The organism is Olsenella uli (genome assembly GCF_016899935.1).
In the GTDB taxonomy this organism is placed as follows: Bacteria; Actinomycetota; Coriobacteriia; order Coriobacteriales; family Atopobiaceae; genus Thermophilibacter; species Thermophilibacter uli_B.
Map to the genome: position 1 here is coordinate 1 of NZ_JACJJK010000013.1, position 16,225 is coordinate 16,225.

The window sequence follows — 16,225 nt, forward strand, 5'->3', positions numbered from 1 at the left end:
TCCGGCGCCATCGCCTCCACCGCGTGGACCGAGGACACCTACTTCGTGGCGCAGTTCGTCGCCGAGCCCGAGGCCGCGACCCACAAGGTGACCTTCGTTGATGGTCTCGACGGAACCACCGATGCGGTTGTCGAGGTCAAGGACGGAGAGTCCGTCGCCCGTCCGGACGAACCGACCTATGATGGCTGGACCTTCGTCGACTGGTTCACCGACAGCGAGTTCACCACCAAGTACGACTTCTCCACTCCGGTGACCGAGGACATCACCCTCTATGGTGGTTGGGTCAAGAACGGCTCCGACGACTCGGGTGTCACTGACGGCACCGAGACGCCGACCACGCCGGCCGGCGGCGCCGCGACCTCCGGCACCAACGCCGACGAGCCCGCCATGCCCCAGACCTCCGACCCGACCGTCGCGGTCTCCGGCATCGCCGGCCTCGGCGCCGCGATCGCCGGCCTCGGCGCGTTCCTGAAGCGTCGTCACTAGTCGACGAGCTTGAAAGTTCGCCCTTCTCGCCAAACGGCGTGAGCGCTCCCGGTTCCTCACGGAGCCGGGGGCGTTTCGTTGCCTGACAAATCGGTTGCACGCGGTGACGTCTCGCCGGTCCGGCGATGCTCTCCCCGACGATGCGAGCGGCGTCAAAGGAGTCGAGACCCCCCCCGCGCGCCCGGCCACATGCGCGTCGTGGGATGGGCCGGACTACAATTGTTCGGCACTACAGGATGAAGGGAACACCCATGGGTCAGCTCACGCCCGCGCAGCGCCGCGTGGTCTACACGCTGGGCTTCTGCGGACTCGTGTCCGCCGCCGACAACTGGTTCGTCTCGCCGGCGCTGCCCGCCATCGCGAGCGTGCTCGGCGTGGCGGCCTCGGCGGCGACGATCGTGCTCACCGCCTACCTCGTGCCGTACGGCCTGCTCCAGCCGGTCTGCGGTACGCTCGGCGACCGCTTCGGGCGGCTGCGCGTCCTCCACGTAATCGTGGCCGGGCTCGCGGCGGGGACGTTCCTCTGTGCCGTGGCGCCCACGCTGCCGCTGCTCGTGGCCGCGCGCGTGGTGACGGGCTGCTTCGCGGCGGGCATCATCGCCGTGTCGCAGGCGCACGTCGGCGACGTGGTGGGCCCGGAGCGCCGGGGCGCGGCGGTGGGTGTCCTCATGGGCATCACCTTCACGGGGCAGGGGCTCTCCTCGGGCCTCGGCGGCATCATCACCGACCTCATGAGCTGGCGTGCGGCGTTTGCCTGTTTCGGCGTGCTCGCGCTGGTGGCGCTGGCGCTGCTCTGGCGGCTTCCGCGCGCGGATGCTCAGGCGGCTCAGCCGGACGCCACGCCTGCGCCCGCTCCCCGGGGCAACTTCTTTGTCCGGGCCGCGCGCATCTTCTTTGGCAGCCATCGGGTGATCTTCTTCGTGGCGTGCACGACCGGCCTCGTCTTCCTGGGCGTCTACGGCTTCATGGGGACGTTCCTCTCCGAGCGCTGCGGCCTGGGCTCCACGCAGGCCGGGCTCATCATGATGCTCTACGGCGTGATGTGCCTCGTGGGCGGCACGGTCTCCGGTCGTATCGGCGCGGCGCGCGGCCCGCGCGGTGTGATCTACGTGGGCGAGGCGTCCGGGCTCGTCGCCATCGCGTCGCTCGTGGCGGTCACGGCGACGGGCGCCTGGCAGCCGGCCCTGCTCGCCGCCGGGGCGCTCGGCTTTGGCTACATCCTCACGCAGCCCACCCTCGTCTCGCTCTCCATGGACGCCGACCCCGAGCAGACCGGGCTCTGCACCGGCCTCATCGGCCTCGGCGTCTTCGCCGGCGGCGGCGTGGGCTCCGCGATCGGCGGCCAGCTCGTCGCGCTCGGCGGCTACGACGCGCTCTGGCTCGCGGCTGCCGTGCTGCTCCTGTTCCAGCTCGTGCTCGGAGGCCGCTCCCTCGCCAGGCTCGCACGTCGCGCGGGCTGAGGCACCACAGCCGCGTCGCCGCCGCAAGGCGCTGCAAAACGGGCTCTCGTGTGATGAAACGGGACCTTGAGATGCAAAACGGTCGTTCGTGTGATGACTTTTTCGTCCCAATCCGGGATATGGTTTTACTTCTGATTTTCTTACCTGCGCTTTTGCGAAACGAGCGCTCAGAAACGGCCGTCAAGGCAAGAAAAGGCATCACACGAGAGGCCGTTTTGCGCGCCGAAGCGCCGCTTCATCACACGAGAGCCCGTTTTGCATCTCCGCTGTCATCGTCGGCGCCTGCAGGCGATCTTCGTGACGGCCCCATGCGCTACCATTGAGGGCCGAGAAATCCGCGACCCGCAAGGAGCGCCCATGTCAGACAAGCAGAACGCGCAGGCCCAGATGTCGCTCTTTGGCGAGGCGCCCGCGACCGCGCCCGCCGTGCAGTCCCCGCGCGCCCGCCACGCGGAGCTCAACCGCATCCTCGCGCACGCCGCCTATGCCTACTACGCGCTCGACGACCCTGAGATGACGGACGCCGCGTTCGATCGCCTGCTGCAGGAGCTGCTCGCCCTGGAGGCGGCGCACCCCGAGCTCGTCACGCCTGAGTCCTACACCCAGCGCGTGGGTGGCTACGTGTCCGAGCAGTTCGAGCCCGTGACGCACGCCGCGCGCATGTACTCGATGGACGACGCGATGGACCTCGCCGAGCTGGACGAGTGGCTCGCCCGCACGGACGAGGCCCTCGGCGCCACGCCGGAGCACCCGGTTGCCTACACCTGCGAGCTCAAGATCGACGGCCTGGGCGTCGCGCTCACGTACACGGATGCGCAGTTCGTGCGTGCCGCAACGCGCGGTGACGGCACGACCGGGGAGAACGTGACCGCCAACGTTCTCACAGTGCGCGACGTCCCCCGTGCCCTCGCGCCGGCGGGTCTCGCGCGCCTCGCCGACGGCGGCCTCGGTCGTTCCGTGGAGGTCCGCGGCGAGGTCTATATGCCGCGCCACTCCTTCCAGCGCCTGAACGAGGACGCCGACGCCGCCGGTACCGCGCCCTTCGCCAACCCGAGAAACGCCGCCGCCGGCAGTCTCCGGCAGAAGGATCCCAAGGTCACGGCCCATCGCGACCTGGAGACCTTCATCTATGCCGTGGCCGATGAGGCCCCGATCGACGTCCACACCCAGTGGGACTTCCTCCAGTGGCTGCGCGACTGCGGCTTCTCCGTGAACGACCACGCCGCCCGTTGCACCTCTGCCGCCGAGGTCCACGCCTACTGCGAGCGCGCCCTCGCGCACCGCGATGACCTGGACTACGACATCGACGGCGTGGTCGTGAAGGTGGACTCCTTCGCATCCCAGGAGGCGCTCGGCTTCACGGCGCGCGCCCCGCGCTGGGCCATCGCGTTCAAGTTCCCGCCGGAGGAGAAGCGCACCGTCCTGCGAGAGATTCGCGTGCAGGTGGGCCGAACGGGTGTGCTCACGCCGGTGGCCGAGTTTGACCCCGTGACCGTCGCCGGTTCCACGATCGCGCGCGCGACCCTGCACAACGTGGACGAGATCGCCCGCAAGAACGTCCGCGTGGGGGACACGATCGTGGTCCACAAGGCCGGCGACGTCATCCCCGAGGTCGTGGGCCCCGTGCTGGAGCTCCGCCCGGCCGGTGCACCCGAGTTCCGCATGCCCGAGACCTGCCCCTCCTGCGGCAGCCCCGTCGTGCGCGAGGAGGGCGAGGTCGCCTACCGCTGCGTCTCCATCGACTGCCCGGCGCAGGCCACCGAGCGCCTCATCCACTGGGGCAGCCGCGGCGCCATGGACATCGACGGCCTCGGCGACGAGCTCGTGGCCCGCATGGTCGCCCAGGGCCTGCTCGCGGACGTGGCGGACTTCTACGACCGCCTCACCGAGGCGGACCTCGCGGAGGTGCTCACCGGCCGTCAGACCGTGGACGGCGAGGACATCGTCGTCGGCCCTGTCATCGCGGCCAAGATCATGGCGCAGGTTGTGGAGTCCAAGGGTCGCGGCCTCGCGCGTGTCCTCTTTGGCCTGGGCATCCGCCACGTGGGCGCCACGGTGGCCCGCCAGCTCGCCGCGCACTTCGGCAGCATGCAGGCCCTCGCCGCCGCCACCGAGGAGGACATCGCCCAGGTGGACGGCATCGGCCCCAAGATCGCGGCCAGCGTGCGCGGGTTCTTCGCGGTCGAGAAGAACGTGGCGGTCGTGGAGCGCCTGCGCGAGGCGGGCGTCGTGCTCGAGGAGGAGCGTGCGGAGCCCGAACGCCCGCAGACGCTCGCCGGGCTCACCTTCGTGCTCACGGGCACGCTCGAGCGCCGCACGCGCGACGAGGCCAAGGCGGCCCTTCAGGCCCTCGGCGCCAAGGTCACGGGCTCGGTCTCCAAGAAGACGAGCTACGTCGTCGCGGGCGCGGCGGCGGGCTCCAAGCTCACTAAGGCCCAGAGCCTCGGCGTCCCCGTCCTCGACGAGTCCGCCCTCGACCACATCCTCGAGACCGGCCAGCTTCCGGCGGAGTAGGCCGTTGCGAAAGGAAGACATGCAGCTCACCGACACGCGCGCCGAGCACGGGCGCATCAGCTTCGAGGGCCTGGCCAACACGCGCGACCTGGGCGGTCTTCCCACCGCGGACGGCCGTCGCGTCCGCACGGGCCTGCTTTTGCGCTCGGGCACGCTCTACTTTGCCACCGCCTCCGACCTGCGGTGCCTGGCCGAGGACTACCACCTGCGCGCCGTCGTGGACCTGCGCGGGGAGGACGAGCTCGCGGAGTACCCTGACCCGATGGACCGTCTGCCGGGCACGCGCTACCTGCACGCGGACGTGCTCAAGGGCACGGTCGAGGGCATCTCGCAGAACGCCGAGGCCCGCGCGCGGCTCATGGAGGCGCGCGAGAGCGACGAGGACCCGGCCCGCTTCATGGAGCTCGTCTACCCGCACATCCTGCTCGGCGTCTCGGGCGTCGCGGCCTACCGCGCCCTCTTTGAGACGATTCTCGCCACCGAGAGCGGCTCCGTCCTCTGGCACTGCCACTTCGGGCGCGACCGCTGCGGCATGGCGAGCATGCTCGTCGAGTCCGTCCTCGGCGTGCCGATGGATCTCATGGAGCAGGACTACCTGGCCACCAACCGCTACACGGACGACCCGTTCAGCGAGCGCACGGCCGCCAATCTGCGCTTCATCCGCGCGGCGGTAGCCGCCGTCACGCGCGAGTACGGCGGCGTCGAGGACTATGTGCGCGGGGCGCTCGGCCTCACGGACGCCGACCTCGCCACCCTGCGCGCCCGCTACCTGGAGTAGCGCCGGCACTCGCAGCACTACTCGCAGCCACCCCCCTCACACGGCGGCGTTCTCGCGGCGCCACTCGCGCGGCGAGACCCCGTAGGTTCCCTTGAAGGCGCGCGAGAAGTGCAGCTGGTTGGGGTAGCCCACGGCACGCCCCACCTCGGCGACGGGCAGGCCGGTGAGCTTGAGCAGCTCGGCGGCCTTGCCCATGCGGTAGCCGATCAGATACTGCTGCGGGGACTTGCCCGTGGCGGACTTGAAGACCTTGCCGAAGTAGCTCCGGTTGAGCCCGGTCCGCCTGGCGATGTCCTCCACCGTGATGTCCGCCTGGTAGTTCTCCTTCACGAAGTCGATCGCCTCGCTGATGTAGAAGCTCTGCAGGCGGCTCGTCGGCTGCTCGTCGGGGTGCGCCACGGAGCGCAGCAGGTAGTCGAGGAAGAGGTAGGTGTGGCCGATGAGGTGCAGGGCGGACGCGTTGCGGTTGGACACCAGGTAGCGCATCTCCTCGACCATGAGGGCCCGCAGCTCGCTCGACTGCGAGCGGTAGACGGGCGAGAAGGTCGTGAGCCCGGCGCCCTCGAGGTCGTCCGCCACGCGTATGCCGTCGAACTCGACCCAGATGTACTCCCACGGGTCGTCGAGGTCGGCCACGTAGGTGTTCACCTGGCCCGGGAAGATGAGGAACCCCTCGCCGCCGGAGAGCCGGTAGTCGGTCTTGACGCCCTTCGCGTCCGTGGTCATGAGCAGGCCGCGCCCCGAGATGATGTAGTGGAACAGGAAGTGGCTGCGCGTCGCCGGGCCAAAGGCGTGCCCGGCCTCGCAGGCCTCGCGTCCGTACTGGTAGGGCATGAGGTCTACGTAGTGGCCGTGGGAGAACGTCGAGAACTCGAGCTCGTGTGAGGGCATGGCCGCGCCTTCCGTCGTCGGGCGCCCGGAGTGCGGAGCCCGTGTCGCATTTCGTATAGTTTATCGCGTTGGCGATATATAGAAAAAGTCATTATCAAGCATAAAGAGATATTTGGGGACGAGCCATGTGAAATCGATTCCCGTCTCGCCGAAACCCAAGTAAGCAATCTACCTGCGTATTTATAAACGACAAAAACCATTCGCCCCCAAATGGCCTCCGTTCAGCGAATGTGCAAATCCGGTGAAACGCACAACTCGGGCAGTCTACCAGCCATAACGCGCATAGCGATATATGATATGTCCTCAGAGAGAGAATATCGCGCAAAAGTGACAACCTAATATTAAGGACAACGTAAGGTGGGGCCTCGGCCGACGGGCGCACGTCGGTCGGGCAGGGAGAAAGGTTGCGCATATGGCAAGCCTCACGCTCGAACACGTAGGAAAGAAGTACCCCAACGGCTATGAGGGAGTGAAGGACTTCAACCTTGAGATTGCCGACAAGGAGTTCATCATCTTCGTCGGCCCGTCCGGCTGCGGCAAGTCCACGACGCTGCGCATGATCGCCGGCCTCGAGGACATCACCTCCGGCACCCTCAAGATCGACGGCCGCGTGGTCAACGACGTCGAGCCCAAGGACCGCGACATCGCGATGGTCTTCCAGACCTACGCCCTCTACCCGCACATGACGGTCTACGAGAACATGGCGTTCCCGCTCAAGCTCCGCAAGGTCGACGCCAACGAGATCGACAAGGCCGTCCGCGAGGCCGCCCGCATCCTCGACCTGGAGAAGCTCCTCGACCGCAAGCCGTCCGCCCTCTCCGGCGGCCAGCGCCAGCGCGTCGCCATGGGCCGCGCCATCGTCCGCAACCCCAAGGTCTACCTGATGGACGAGCCCCTCTCCAACCTCGACGCCAAGCTCCGCGTCCAGATGCGCGCGGAGATCTCCAAGCTCCACGACCGCCTCGGCGCCACGATCATCTACGTCACGCACGACCAGACCGAGGCCATGACGCTCGGCACCCGCATCGTCGTCATGAAGGACGGCGTCATGCAGCAGGTGGACACCCCCACCAAGCTCTACAACGAGCCCTGCAACCTCTTCGTCGCCGGCTTCATCGGCTCCCCGCAGATGAACTTCATCGACGTCGCGGTGGCCGAGAAGGGCGACGGCGTGACGCTCACCTTCGGCAAGAACGTCATCACCCTCACCGGTCCCAAGGCCGAGGCCCTCAAGAAGGGCGGCTACGTGGGCAAGGTCGTCATCATGGGCATCCGCCCGGAGGACGTCGTGGAGGAGCACGAGTACGCCGAGGGCCGCACCCTCTCCGAGACCTTCCCGGCCACGGTCACGGTCTACGAGCTGCTGGGCTCCGAGGCCATGATCTACGCCGACGTCGAGGGCGGCCAGATCTCCGCGCACCTCTCCGCCTCCAGCTCCGTCCGCACCGGCGACAAGATCAACTGCTCCGTTGACGTGGACAAGATCCACCTCTTCGACAAGCAGACCGAGCTCGCCATCGCCCACTAGGGAAGGAGGGCACACCTTATGCAGAGAAGAGCACTGACGCGTCGCTCCTTCCTCGGGCTCTCCGCCGCCGCGGCCGCCGGCCTCGCGCTCACGGGCTGCGAGCAGGAGCGCGCCGACGGCAAGACCGAGGTGGAGTTCGTCTCCTACAAGCAGGAGGCCGTGACGATCTTCAACTCGCTCGCCGAGCAGTTCAACGCCCAGAGCGACGACGTCTACCTCAACTTCACGAGCCCCAACGACGCCGTCACGATCATGAAGACGCGCTTCGTCCGCGAGGACTACCCCGAGGTCGTCGCCATCGGTGGTGACGCCACCTATGCCGACTTCGTGGACTCCGAGATGCTCGCCGACGTCTCCGACTACCCCGGTATGGCCAACGTCAACGAGGCCTACAAGGAGATCATGAAGAGCATCACCTACATCCCGATGGACGGCATCTACGGCATCCCCTACATCGCCAACGCCGCCGGCATGCTCTACAACAAGGACATGTTCGCCGAGAAGGGCTGGCAGATCCCCACGACGTGGACCGAGTTCTGCGACCTGTGCGAGGAAATCAAGGCCGAGGGCGAGACGCTGCCGCTCTACCTGGGCTACCGTGACACCTGGACGATCCTCTCGCCGTGGAACTCCATGCTCGTGCAGCTCGTCCCGACCGATCACGTCCGCCAGGTCAACGCGGGCGAGACGACCTTCACCGAGCTCTACCGCGAGCCCGCCGAGAAGCTCCTCAAGCTCCTCGAATACGCCGAGTCCGGCCCGCTGGCCTACAGCTACAACGACGCCTGCACCGCCTTCGCGCGCGGCCAGTCCGCGATGTACCCCTGTGGCTCGTTCGCCGTCCCGCAGATCCTCTCGGTCAACCCCGACATGAACATCGGCCTCTTCGCGATGCCTGCCGCCGACGACCCCGCCGACCGCATCGTGGTCTCCGGCGTGGACCTCTGCTGGGACGTCTGCACGGCCAAGGCCGACAAGAAGGATGCCATCTACCAGGTGGTGGACTTCCTGAACACCCCCGAGAACCTGCAGGCCTACATCGACGACCAGAAGGCCATCCCCTGCACGACCGGCGACTTCAAGCTCGACCCGCTCTTCGACGACATCACGGAGTTCATCGACGAGGGCAAGCTGATCGACTACCCCGACCACTCCTACCCCTCGGCGATGGCGTGCGACACGGTCCTTCAGGGCCTGATCAACGATCAGGACATCGACGCGTTCCTCGCCAAGTGGGACTCCGACTGGCAGCGCTACAACAAGAGCGTCATCCGCAAGGTCCAGGAATACGAAGCGAATCAGGGATAAGGAGGGAAGCACATGGCAAGCCTTGCAACGTCCAAGGCGGGGTCTGACAGGAACCGCACCTTCCTCATGATTCTGATTCCTGTTCTGATCCTGTTCGTCGCGTTCAACACGATCCCGCTCATCACGGGCTTCTTCTACAGCTTCACCAACTCGAAGGGGTACGGCCCGTTCGAGATCATCGGGTTCCAGAACTACATCGACCTGTTCCAGGACGCCCGCGTGGGCAACTCGTACCTGTTCACGTTCAAGATCGCCGTCGTCTCCACGATCCTGGTGAACGTGGTCTCGCTCATCCTGGCCATCGGCCTCTCGAGCAAGATCAAGTTCAAGAGCGCCCTGCGTGGCCTGTACTTCGTGCCCCGCATCCTCGGCGCCCTGGTCGTCGGCTACGTGTTCACCTACTTCTTCACCTACATCGTGCCCGCGGTGACCGGCACCGACTCGATCCTCGCGAGCGCCGACTGGGCGTGGGTGGCCATCGTGATCGTGCTCGTGTGGCAGGCCTGTGCGCAGACCACGATCATCTACATCACCGGCCTCTCGTCGGTCCCCGAGGACGTCTACGAGGCGGGCGCGCTCGACGGCGCCACGGGCTGGGACAAGTTCCGCTACCTCACCTTCCCGCTCATCATGCCGTCCATCACCACGAACATGGTCCTGGTCATGAAGGACATGCTGATGGTCTTCGACCAGATCGTGGCCATGACCTCGGGCGGCCCCGCCAACTCCACCGAGTCCATCTCGTACCTCATCTACGAGAACGGCCTCAACAACGGTCAGTTCGGCTTCCAGTGCGCCAACGCGGTGATCTTCTTCATCCTCATCGCTGTCGTCTCCATCGCGCAGACGAAGTTCCTGAACAGTAAGGAGGAGCAGCTCTAATGGCTAACAACACTGTTCCTGGAAAGGTGAAGGAGCGCGTCAACTGGCCCGTCACCATCCTGCTCATCATCGGCACGCTCACGGTCCTCTTCCCGCTCTACATGGCCGTGGTCATCGCCTTCAAGGACCCCTCCGAGATGACCAACGACATCGCGGGCATCCTGTCGCTGCCGAGCACGTGGAAGCTCGACAACTTCATCCAGGCCATCCAGGTCACGGACTTCTTCCACACGTTCCTCAACTCGCTGATCATCACCGTGGTCGCCGTCGTGGTCTCCATCCTGGTGCACAGCCTCGCCGCCTACGCGATCGGGCGCAACATGGACTCCAAGAAGCTCTTCAAGGCGTCCTACTACTTCATCATCGCCGGCATGTACGTGCCCTTCGCCATCCTGATGATGCCGCTCGTCAAGCAGACGGCCATGCTCAACCTCGACAACATGGTCGGCGTCATGATCCTCTACGTGGTCTTCTACATGCCGATGAACATGATGCTCTACACCGGCTACCTGAGGAACATCCCCACCGCCCTCGAGGAGGCCGCGCGCGTCGATGGCGCCTCCACCTGGAAGACCTACTGGAAGGTCATCTTCCCGCTCATGAAGCCCATGCACGCTACCGTCGCCGTCATCACCGGCCTGGCCGTGTGGAACGACGTCATGACCCCGCTCGTCATCATGGGCGGCTCCGGCGTCAACACCCTGCCGCTGGCGCAGATGAGCTTCCAGACCGCGTTCTCCACGAACTACAACCTGGCGTTTGCCTCCTACCTGCTCGCCATGCTCCCGATGATCATCTTCTACATCATCGCGCAGAAGCAGATCATCGGCGGCGTCACCAACGGTGCTGTGAAGTAGACAGCTCGTTGGGAAATGTAGGGTATCTGTAAAGATTCCCCCTGGCGTCCGGAATCCGTCGCTTGATGGGTTCCGGGCGCCCCCAAATGCACTACATTCGCCATTGCATTTTTCGCAGACGAGAGAAAGCGAGGAGCTCGATGCCCCTTACGTACGATGCCTCCAGGCGCATCTTCACGCTCTCGACGGAGCGCACGACCTATCAGATGAAGGTCGACGAGTACGGCTACCTCCTGCACCTCTACTACGGCGCTCGAACGTCAGGGGACCTGTCCTACCTCATCACCTACGCCGACCGCAGCGGCATGTGCGGCTGCCCGCACGACGTGGCGGACCGCACCTACTCGCTCGACGTCCTGCCGCAGGAGTATCCCTTCCAGGGCGAGGGCGACATGCGCAGTCCGCTCCTCATGGTCCGCGGCGCGGACGGCACCTTCGGCTGCGACCTCCGCTTCCGCTCCTACGAGATCCGCGAGGGCAAGTACGGCCTGCCCGGCCTGCCCGCCGTCTACGACGAGAAGGGCGACGGTGCCCAGACCCTCTCGGTCACGCTCGCCGACGAGCGCCTGGGCCTCGAGGTCGAGCTCCTCTACGGCGTGCTGCCCCACTGCGACGTCATCACCCGCGCCGCCGTCATTCGCAACACGGGCATGGGGCGTCTCACCGTGGAGAAGGCTCAGACGGCCTGCCTCGACTTCGTGACCGGTGACTTTGATGTCATCACCTTTGACGGGCGCCACGCGATGGAGCGTCGTCCTTCTCGCCATGCGGTGGGCAACGGCTCGTTCAGCGTGGGCAGCCGCCGCGGCATGTCCTCCAACCAGTACAACCCCGTGATGATCCTCTGCGACGGCGACGCCACGGAGACCTCCGGCCGCGCCTGGTCCATGAGCTTCGTCTACAGCGGCAGCTTCCTCGCGGAGGTGGAGCGCGACCAGTTCGAACAGACGCGCATGCAGATGGGCCTGGCTCAGGACCTCTTCTCCTACCCGCTGGAGCCGGGCGAGCAGCTCGTGGCGCCCGAGGTCCTCTTGACCTTCTCGGCAGCCGGCCTGGAGAAGATCTCCCACAACCTGCACCGCTGCATCCGCGAGCGCGTGTGCCGCGGCCCCTGGCGCGACTCCCCGCGGCCGATCCTGATCAACTCCTGGGAGGCCTGCTACTTTGACTTCACGGGCGACAAGCTCGTGGAGCTCGCGAAGAAGGCTGCCGAGCTGGGCCTGGACATGCTCGTCATGGACGACGGCTGGTTCGGCGCGCGCAACGACGACCACCGCGGCCTCGGCGACTGGCAGCCCAACATGGAGAAGCTCGGCGGCTCCGTGGCGGACCTCGCGCGTCGCGTGAACGAGGTGGGCCTGGGCTTTGGCATCTGGGTCGAGCCCGAGATGGTGAACGAGGACTCCGACCTCTTCCGCGCGCACCCCGACTGGGCGCTCGCCGTCCCCGGCAAGGACCCGGTGCTCGGCCGCGACCAGCTGGTCCTGGACCTCTCACGCGCCGACGTCCGCGACAACCTCTTCGAGCAGCTCTGCGCGGTGCTCGACCAGGGCGGCATCGAGTACGTCAAGTGGGACTACAACCGCAGCATTGTGGACGTGCACTCCCGTGTGGCCACCGACCAGGGCAAGGTCCTCTACGACTACATGATCGGCCTCTACGACCTGCTCGAGCGCGTCCGCACGCGCTACCCGGACCTGCTGATCGAGGGCTGCTCGGCGGGCGGCGGCCGCTTTGACGCGGGCATGCTCTACTACACGCCGCAGATCTGGACGTCCGACAACACGGACGCCCGCAACCGCCTAGAGATCCAGTACGGCACCTCCTTTGGCTACCCCTGCTCGGCGGTGGGCGCGCACGTCTCCGCCTGCCCCAACGAGATCACGGGCCGCACCGTGCCGCTCGGCGCGCGCGGAACGGTGGCCATGGCGGGCGGCGCCTTTGGCTACGAGCTCGACCTCATGGAGCTCAACGACCGCGCCTGCGAGCTCATCAAGAGCCAGGTCAAGACCTACCGCGGCATCGAGCACCTGGTGCGCGAGGGCCTCTTCTACCGCCTCACCGCCCCCAAGTACTCCGACGTGGCCGCGTGGGAGTTCGTTGCCGAGGACGGCTCCGAGGCGCTCGTGTGCGCCGTGGTCACGCGCGTGGACGGCTACGCCAAGGCCAACTACGTGGTGCCGCGCGGCCTCACGCCGGGTGCCACGTACCGCATGGTGAGCAACGGCATCGAGTTCTCGGCCGACGCCCTCATGGACATGGGCCTGCCGCTCACGGTGCCCAACTCGCCGTACGAGAACTTCATGTACCGCTTCGAGCGCGTGGACTAGTCGCTCGGGCCAAGACTTTGCCGAGCCGGCCGGGGTTTCTCTCCGAGAAAGCCCCGGCCGGCCCCGTTCTTCTCCGCGCTGCGACGAATTAACGTACATAATCCGGTACCACTTCATATATCCGCAGGCGAGAATAACGCGCTTGTCGAATTATGTGCGTTATTGCGGGCTACCACGCTCTACTCGAACGGGAACGTGATGCCGAACTGGCTCCGGATCTGGTCCATCTGGCGCATGAGCTCGAGGGTCTCGGCGTGGGGCATCTCGGGGCACTCCACCGCGCCGGCCTCGATGGCACGCCTGCAAGCCGCAACCTCGTACTCGTAGCCCGTGATCTGCTCGGGCACGGGAATCTCGCGCGTGAGCTCGCGGGTGAGGCCGTCGGAGGTCCACACACGGATGACCTGCGGGTTGTTGATGTTCTCGACGGTGACGAAGCCCTTGGTCCCCAGGATCTGGCCCTCGCGGTCGGTCATTGCGTACATCGTGGAGAAGAGGCTCGCCATCTGGCCGGACGAGTACTCGAGCATGACGGAGTCCTGGCCGTCTACGCCGGTCGCGGCGGGCACCATCGAGGCGACGATGCGGCGGATGTCGTTGCCGAGCACCATGCTCGCGAAGTTCAGCGGGTACACCGTGAGGTCGAGCAGCGCCCCGCCGGCGAGCGCCGGGTCGGTCATGCGCGCGTTGCCGCAGACGCGGTAGCCGAGGTTGGCGGCGACGGTCGTGACCTCGCCGATCTCGCCGCTGGCAACGATCTTGTCGATGATCTGGCGCGACGGCATGTAGCGGGTCCAGATGGCCTCGGCGAGCAGGAGCCCCCGCTCGCGGGCGCACGTCACCATCTCGCGCGCCTGGCACTCGTTCGCCGCGAAGGCCTTCTCGCAGAGCACGTGATGGCCGGCCTCGAGCGCGGCGATGGTCCAGCGGTGGTGGTGCGAGTGGGGGAGCGCGATGTAGACGAGGTCCACGGCGGGGTCGGCCAGAAGCTCCTCGTAGGAGGCGTGCGCGCGCGAGAAGCCCCAGCGCTCGGCAAACGCGCGGGCGCGCTCGGGGTCGCGCGCGGCGACCGCGTAGTTCTCCGCCCCGTCCATCCGGGCGATCGTCGCGGCCATCTGCCCCGCGATGTTGCCGGCGCCGAGGTAGCCCACCCGCATCGTTCTCATGGTGCCCTCCGTCCTTCTCGTCCTGTGCCTACTGTAGCAACGACGGGCCGCCGTTGGACGCCTCGTCCGAGCGGGGCGTCCGCGAGCGGCCCGTCACGTGCGGGAGGGGCTACCGTACGACCCAGGCGGTGGCGTCGGTCGGGAGCCGGTCGGCGAGGAGATCGGCGCTGGCGAGAAGGACCTCGCCGGCAGGCAGCTCCACCGGCGCCGCGCCGAAGTTGGTCACGCTCGTGAGCGTGCGCCCGTCCGCGCACGGCCGCGAGTACGCGATGACCTGCTCGCCGTAGCCCGGCTCCCAGGTGAGCGACGTGTCGCCGGTCGCGGTGAGCCGCTCGGCGCGCGTGGCGAGCGCGCGGCGGTAGAACCAGAGCATCGAGTCCGCGTCCTTCTCCTCCACGTCCGCGGCGTGCCGCGCGAACCACTCGGGCTGCGGCAGGTGCGCCGGCGCGTGGTCGACCGGCGCGGAGAAGCCGAAGTCGCCGGACTCGTCCACGGCCTCCCAGGGCAGCGGCACGCGGCAGCCGTCGCGGCCCTTGATCGCGTTGCCGTGCGCGGTCATGGCCGCCTGCGGGTCCTCGAGCGCGTCCCAGGGGATGTCCGCCACCTCAAAGAGCCCCAGCTCCTCGCCCTGGTAGAGGTAGACCGAGCCGGGAAGTCCCAGCTCCATGAGCAGCGCCGCCCGCGCCCGCCGGGTGCCCAGCTCGCGGTCCTCGTAGTAGCTCTTCCCGTCGCGCAGCAGCCAGTCGGTCACCAGCTGGTGGTGCACCGTGGAGCGGACCTGCGGCAGGCCGTAGCGCGTGGGGTGGCGCGGCATGTCGTGGTTGGAGAGGACCCAGGTGGTGGTGGAGCCGGACTGCTCGGCCGCCGCGAGGCCCTTCTCGATGGCGCCGCGGAACTCGTCGGCGAACCACCCGGCGTTGGAGAGCTGGAAGTTGAAGACCTGCCCCAGCTCGTCGGGGGAAGCGTACCTCCACTGGTGCTCCGGTACGACCCACGCCTCGGCCACGGCAAAGCGCGCGGGCTCGTACTCGTTGAAGACCTGGCGCCACTCGCGGTAGATCTCGTGCACCTCGGGGCGGTCCCAGAGCGGGTTCTCGTCGCCGGGGTGGTCCTGGTCAGGGTCGTCCGGCCAGTCCGCGAGCGGGCGGCTGTCCAGGTCCTTGGCCAGCGCGTGCGCCACGTCTACGCGGAAGCCGTCCGCCCCGCGGTCGCTCCAGAAGCGCAGCGTGCGCTTGAAGTCCTCGCGCACCTCGGGGTTCTTCCAGTTGAGGTCCGCCTGCTCGACGGCAAAGAGGTGCAGGTACCACTCGCCGTCTCCCACCGGCTCCCAGCCGGGGCCGCCAAAGGTGGACTTCCAGCCGTTGGGGGGCAGCTCGCCATGCTCGCCGCGGCCGCGGCGGAAGACGTAGCGGTCGCGCTCGGGCGAGCCGGGGCCGGCGGCGAGCGCCTCCTTGAACCAGGGGTGCTCCGTGGAGGTGTGGTTGGGGACGATGTCCACGACCACCTTGATGCCCGCGTCGTGTGCGGCGGCGACCATCTCGTCGAAGTCCTCGAGCGTCCCCAGGCGCGGGTCGACGTTTCGGTAGTCGGCCACGTCGTAGCCGCCGTCGGCGAGCGGGGAGGGGTAGAACGGGCTGAGCCAGATGGCGTCCACGCCCAGGTCGCGCAGGTAGTCCATGCGCGCGGTCACGCCCTTGATGTCGCCGAGGCCGTCCCCGTTGGCGTCGTAGAAGCTGCGGGGATACACCTGGTATACCACGGCCTGCTTCCACCAGTCCGCGCTCGCGTTGTTGAGGGTCATTGCGTGCTCCCTTCCGTCGTTCTTGTTGGCTTGTCGTTCTTGTCGCCCGCGCGAATCGCCCGGGCTTGTCTGGGCAAAGGTTTTCAACTAACAGATCGGTCGGTGCTTGTCTGGGTCAACAAAACCGCAGGTCGTTCTTCTCGCTCGCGCCTGTCTGGGTCGAAGTGGTTCAAACTCTTTGCCCAGACAAGGAGGGGGCAGGGGGCTGTCTCTTATACACATCT

Annotated in this window: 12 protein-coding genes; 9 read left to right on the forward strand and 3 right to left on the reverse strand. The window is 67.1% G+C overall.

All coding sequences use genetic code 11. From position 1 onward, the window contains the following. The 4 genes from H6A07_RS09460 to H6A07_RS09475 form a co-directional block, all read left to right on the forward strand. On the forward strand, window positions 1-486 hold a 486-nt coding region (locus tag H6A07_RS09460), incomplete at its 5' end, for an InlB B-repeat-containing protein (protein ID WP_204814677.1). Between the two features lie 251 nt (window positions 487-737). Further along, window positions 738-1,946 carry an MFS transporter gene (locus tag H6A07_RS09465; RefSeq protein WP_204814678.1) on the forward strand — a complete coding sequence of 403 codons (1,209 nt, stop codon included), beginning with the start codon at window positions 738-740 and terminating at the stop codon, window positions 1,944-1,946. Window positions 1,947-2,303: 357 nt separating this feature from the next. Continuing rightward, complete coding sequence (ligA, locus tag H6A07_RS09470; RefSeq protein ID WP_204814679.1) at window positions 2,304-4,460, forward strand: NAD-dependent DNA ligase LigA; 2,157 nt, start codon at window positions 2,304-2,306, stop codon at window positions 4,458-4,460. Between the two features lie 19 nt (window positions 4,461-4,479). Continuing rightward, window positions 4,480-5,238 carry a tyrosine-protein phosphatase gene (locus tag H6A07_RS09475; protein ID WP_204814680.1) on the forward strand — a complete coding sequence of 253 codons (759 nt, stop codon included), beginning with the start codon at window positions 4,480-4,482 and terminating at the stop codon, window positions 5,236-5,238. A gap of 36 nt (window positions 5,239-5,274) precedes the next feature. On the opposite strand, the gene H6A07_RS09480 is transcribed toward H6A07_RS09475, so the two are convergent. Then, window positions 5,275-6,129 carry an AraC family transcriptional regulator gene (locus tag H6A07_RS09480; RefSeq protein WP_204814681.1) on the reverse strand — a complete coding sequence of 285 codons (855 nt, stop codon included), beginning with the start codon at window positions 6,127-6,129 and terminating at the stop codon, window positions 5,275-5,277. A gap of 412 nt (window positions 6,130-6,541) precedes the next feature. Between H6A07_RS09480 and H6A07_RS09485 the strand changes: the two genes are divergently transcribed. The 5 genes from H6A07_RS09485 to H6A07_RS09505 all read left to right on the forward strand — a co-directional run bounded on the left by H6A07_RS09485 (window position 6,542) and on the right by H6A07_RS09505 (window position 13,034). Further along, on the forward strand, window positions 6,542-7,657 hold the full coding sequence (locus H6A07_RS09485) for an ABC transporter ATP-binding protein (RefSeq protein ID WP_204814682.1): 1,116 nt from the start codon (window positions 6,542-6,544) through the stop codon (window positions 7,655-7,657). Window positions 7,658-7,675: 18 nt separating this feature from the next. Next, on the forward strand, window positions 7,676-8,965 hold the full coding sequence (locus H6A07_RS09490) for an ABC transporter substrate-binding protein (protein WP_204814683.1): 1,290 nt from the start codon (window positions 7,676-7,678) through the stop codon (window positions 8,963-8,965). A gap of 12 nt (window positions 8,966-8,977) precedes the next feature. Continuing rightward, window positions 8,978-9,847, forward strand: a complete 870-nt coding sequence (locus H6A07_RS09495; protein ID WP_204814684.1) for a carbohydrate ABC transporter permease — start codon at window positions 8,978-8,980, stop codon at window positions 9,845-9,847. Then, window positions 9,847-10,704: a carbohydrate ABC transporter permease gene (locus tag H6A07_RS09500; RefSeq protein ID WP_204814685.1), complete on the forward strand. Its 858-nt coding sequence runs from the start codon at window positions 9,847-9,849 to the stop codon at window positions 10,702-10,704. The genes H6A07_RS09495 and H6A07_RS09500 overlap by 1 nt, the downstream gene beginning before the upstream one ends. Before the next feature lie 140 nt (window positions 10,705-10,844). Beyond that, on the forward strand, window positions 10,845-13,034 hold the full coding sequence (locus H6A07_RS09505; RefSeq protein ID WP_204814686.1) for an alpha-galactosidase: 2,190 nt from the start codon (window positions 10,845-10,847) through the stop codon (window positions 13,032-13,034). A 179-nt stretch (window positions 13,035-13,213) separates the two neighbouring features. Here the strand turns inward: H6A07_RS09505 and H6A07_RS09510 are convergent, their stop codons facing one another. Together H6A07_RS09510 and H6A07_RS09515 are read right to left on the reverse strand one after the other, a co-directional pair. Continuing rightward, a complete protein-coding gene (locus tag H6A07_RS09510) occupies window positions 13,214-14,200 on the reverse strand; it encodes a Gfo/Idh/MocA family protein (protein WP_204814687.1) in 987 nt (328 codons plus the stop codon). 109 nt (window positions 14,201-14,309) lie between these two features. Then, on the reverse strand, window positions 14,310-16,001 hold the full coding sequence (locus H6A07_RS09515) for a glycoside hydrolase family 13 protein (protein ID WP_204814688.1): 1,692 nt from the start codon (window positions 15,999-16,001) through the stop codon (window positions 14,310-14,312). Window positions 16,002-16,225: the final 224 nt, after the last annotated feature.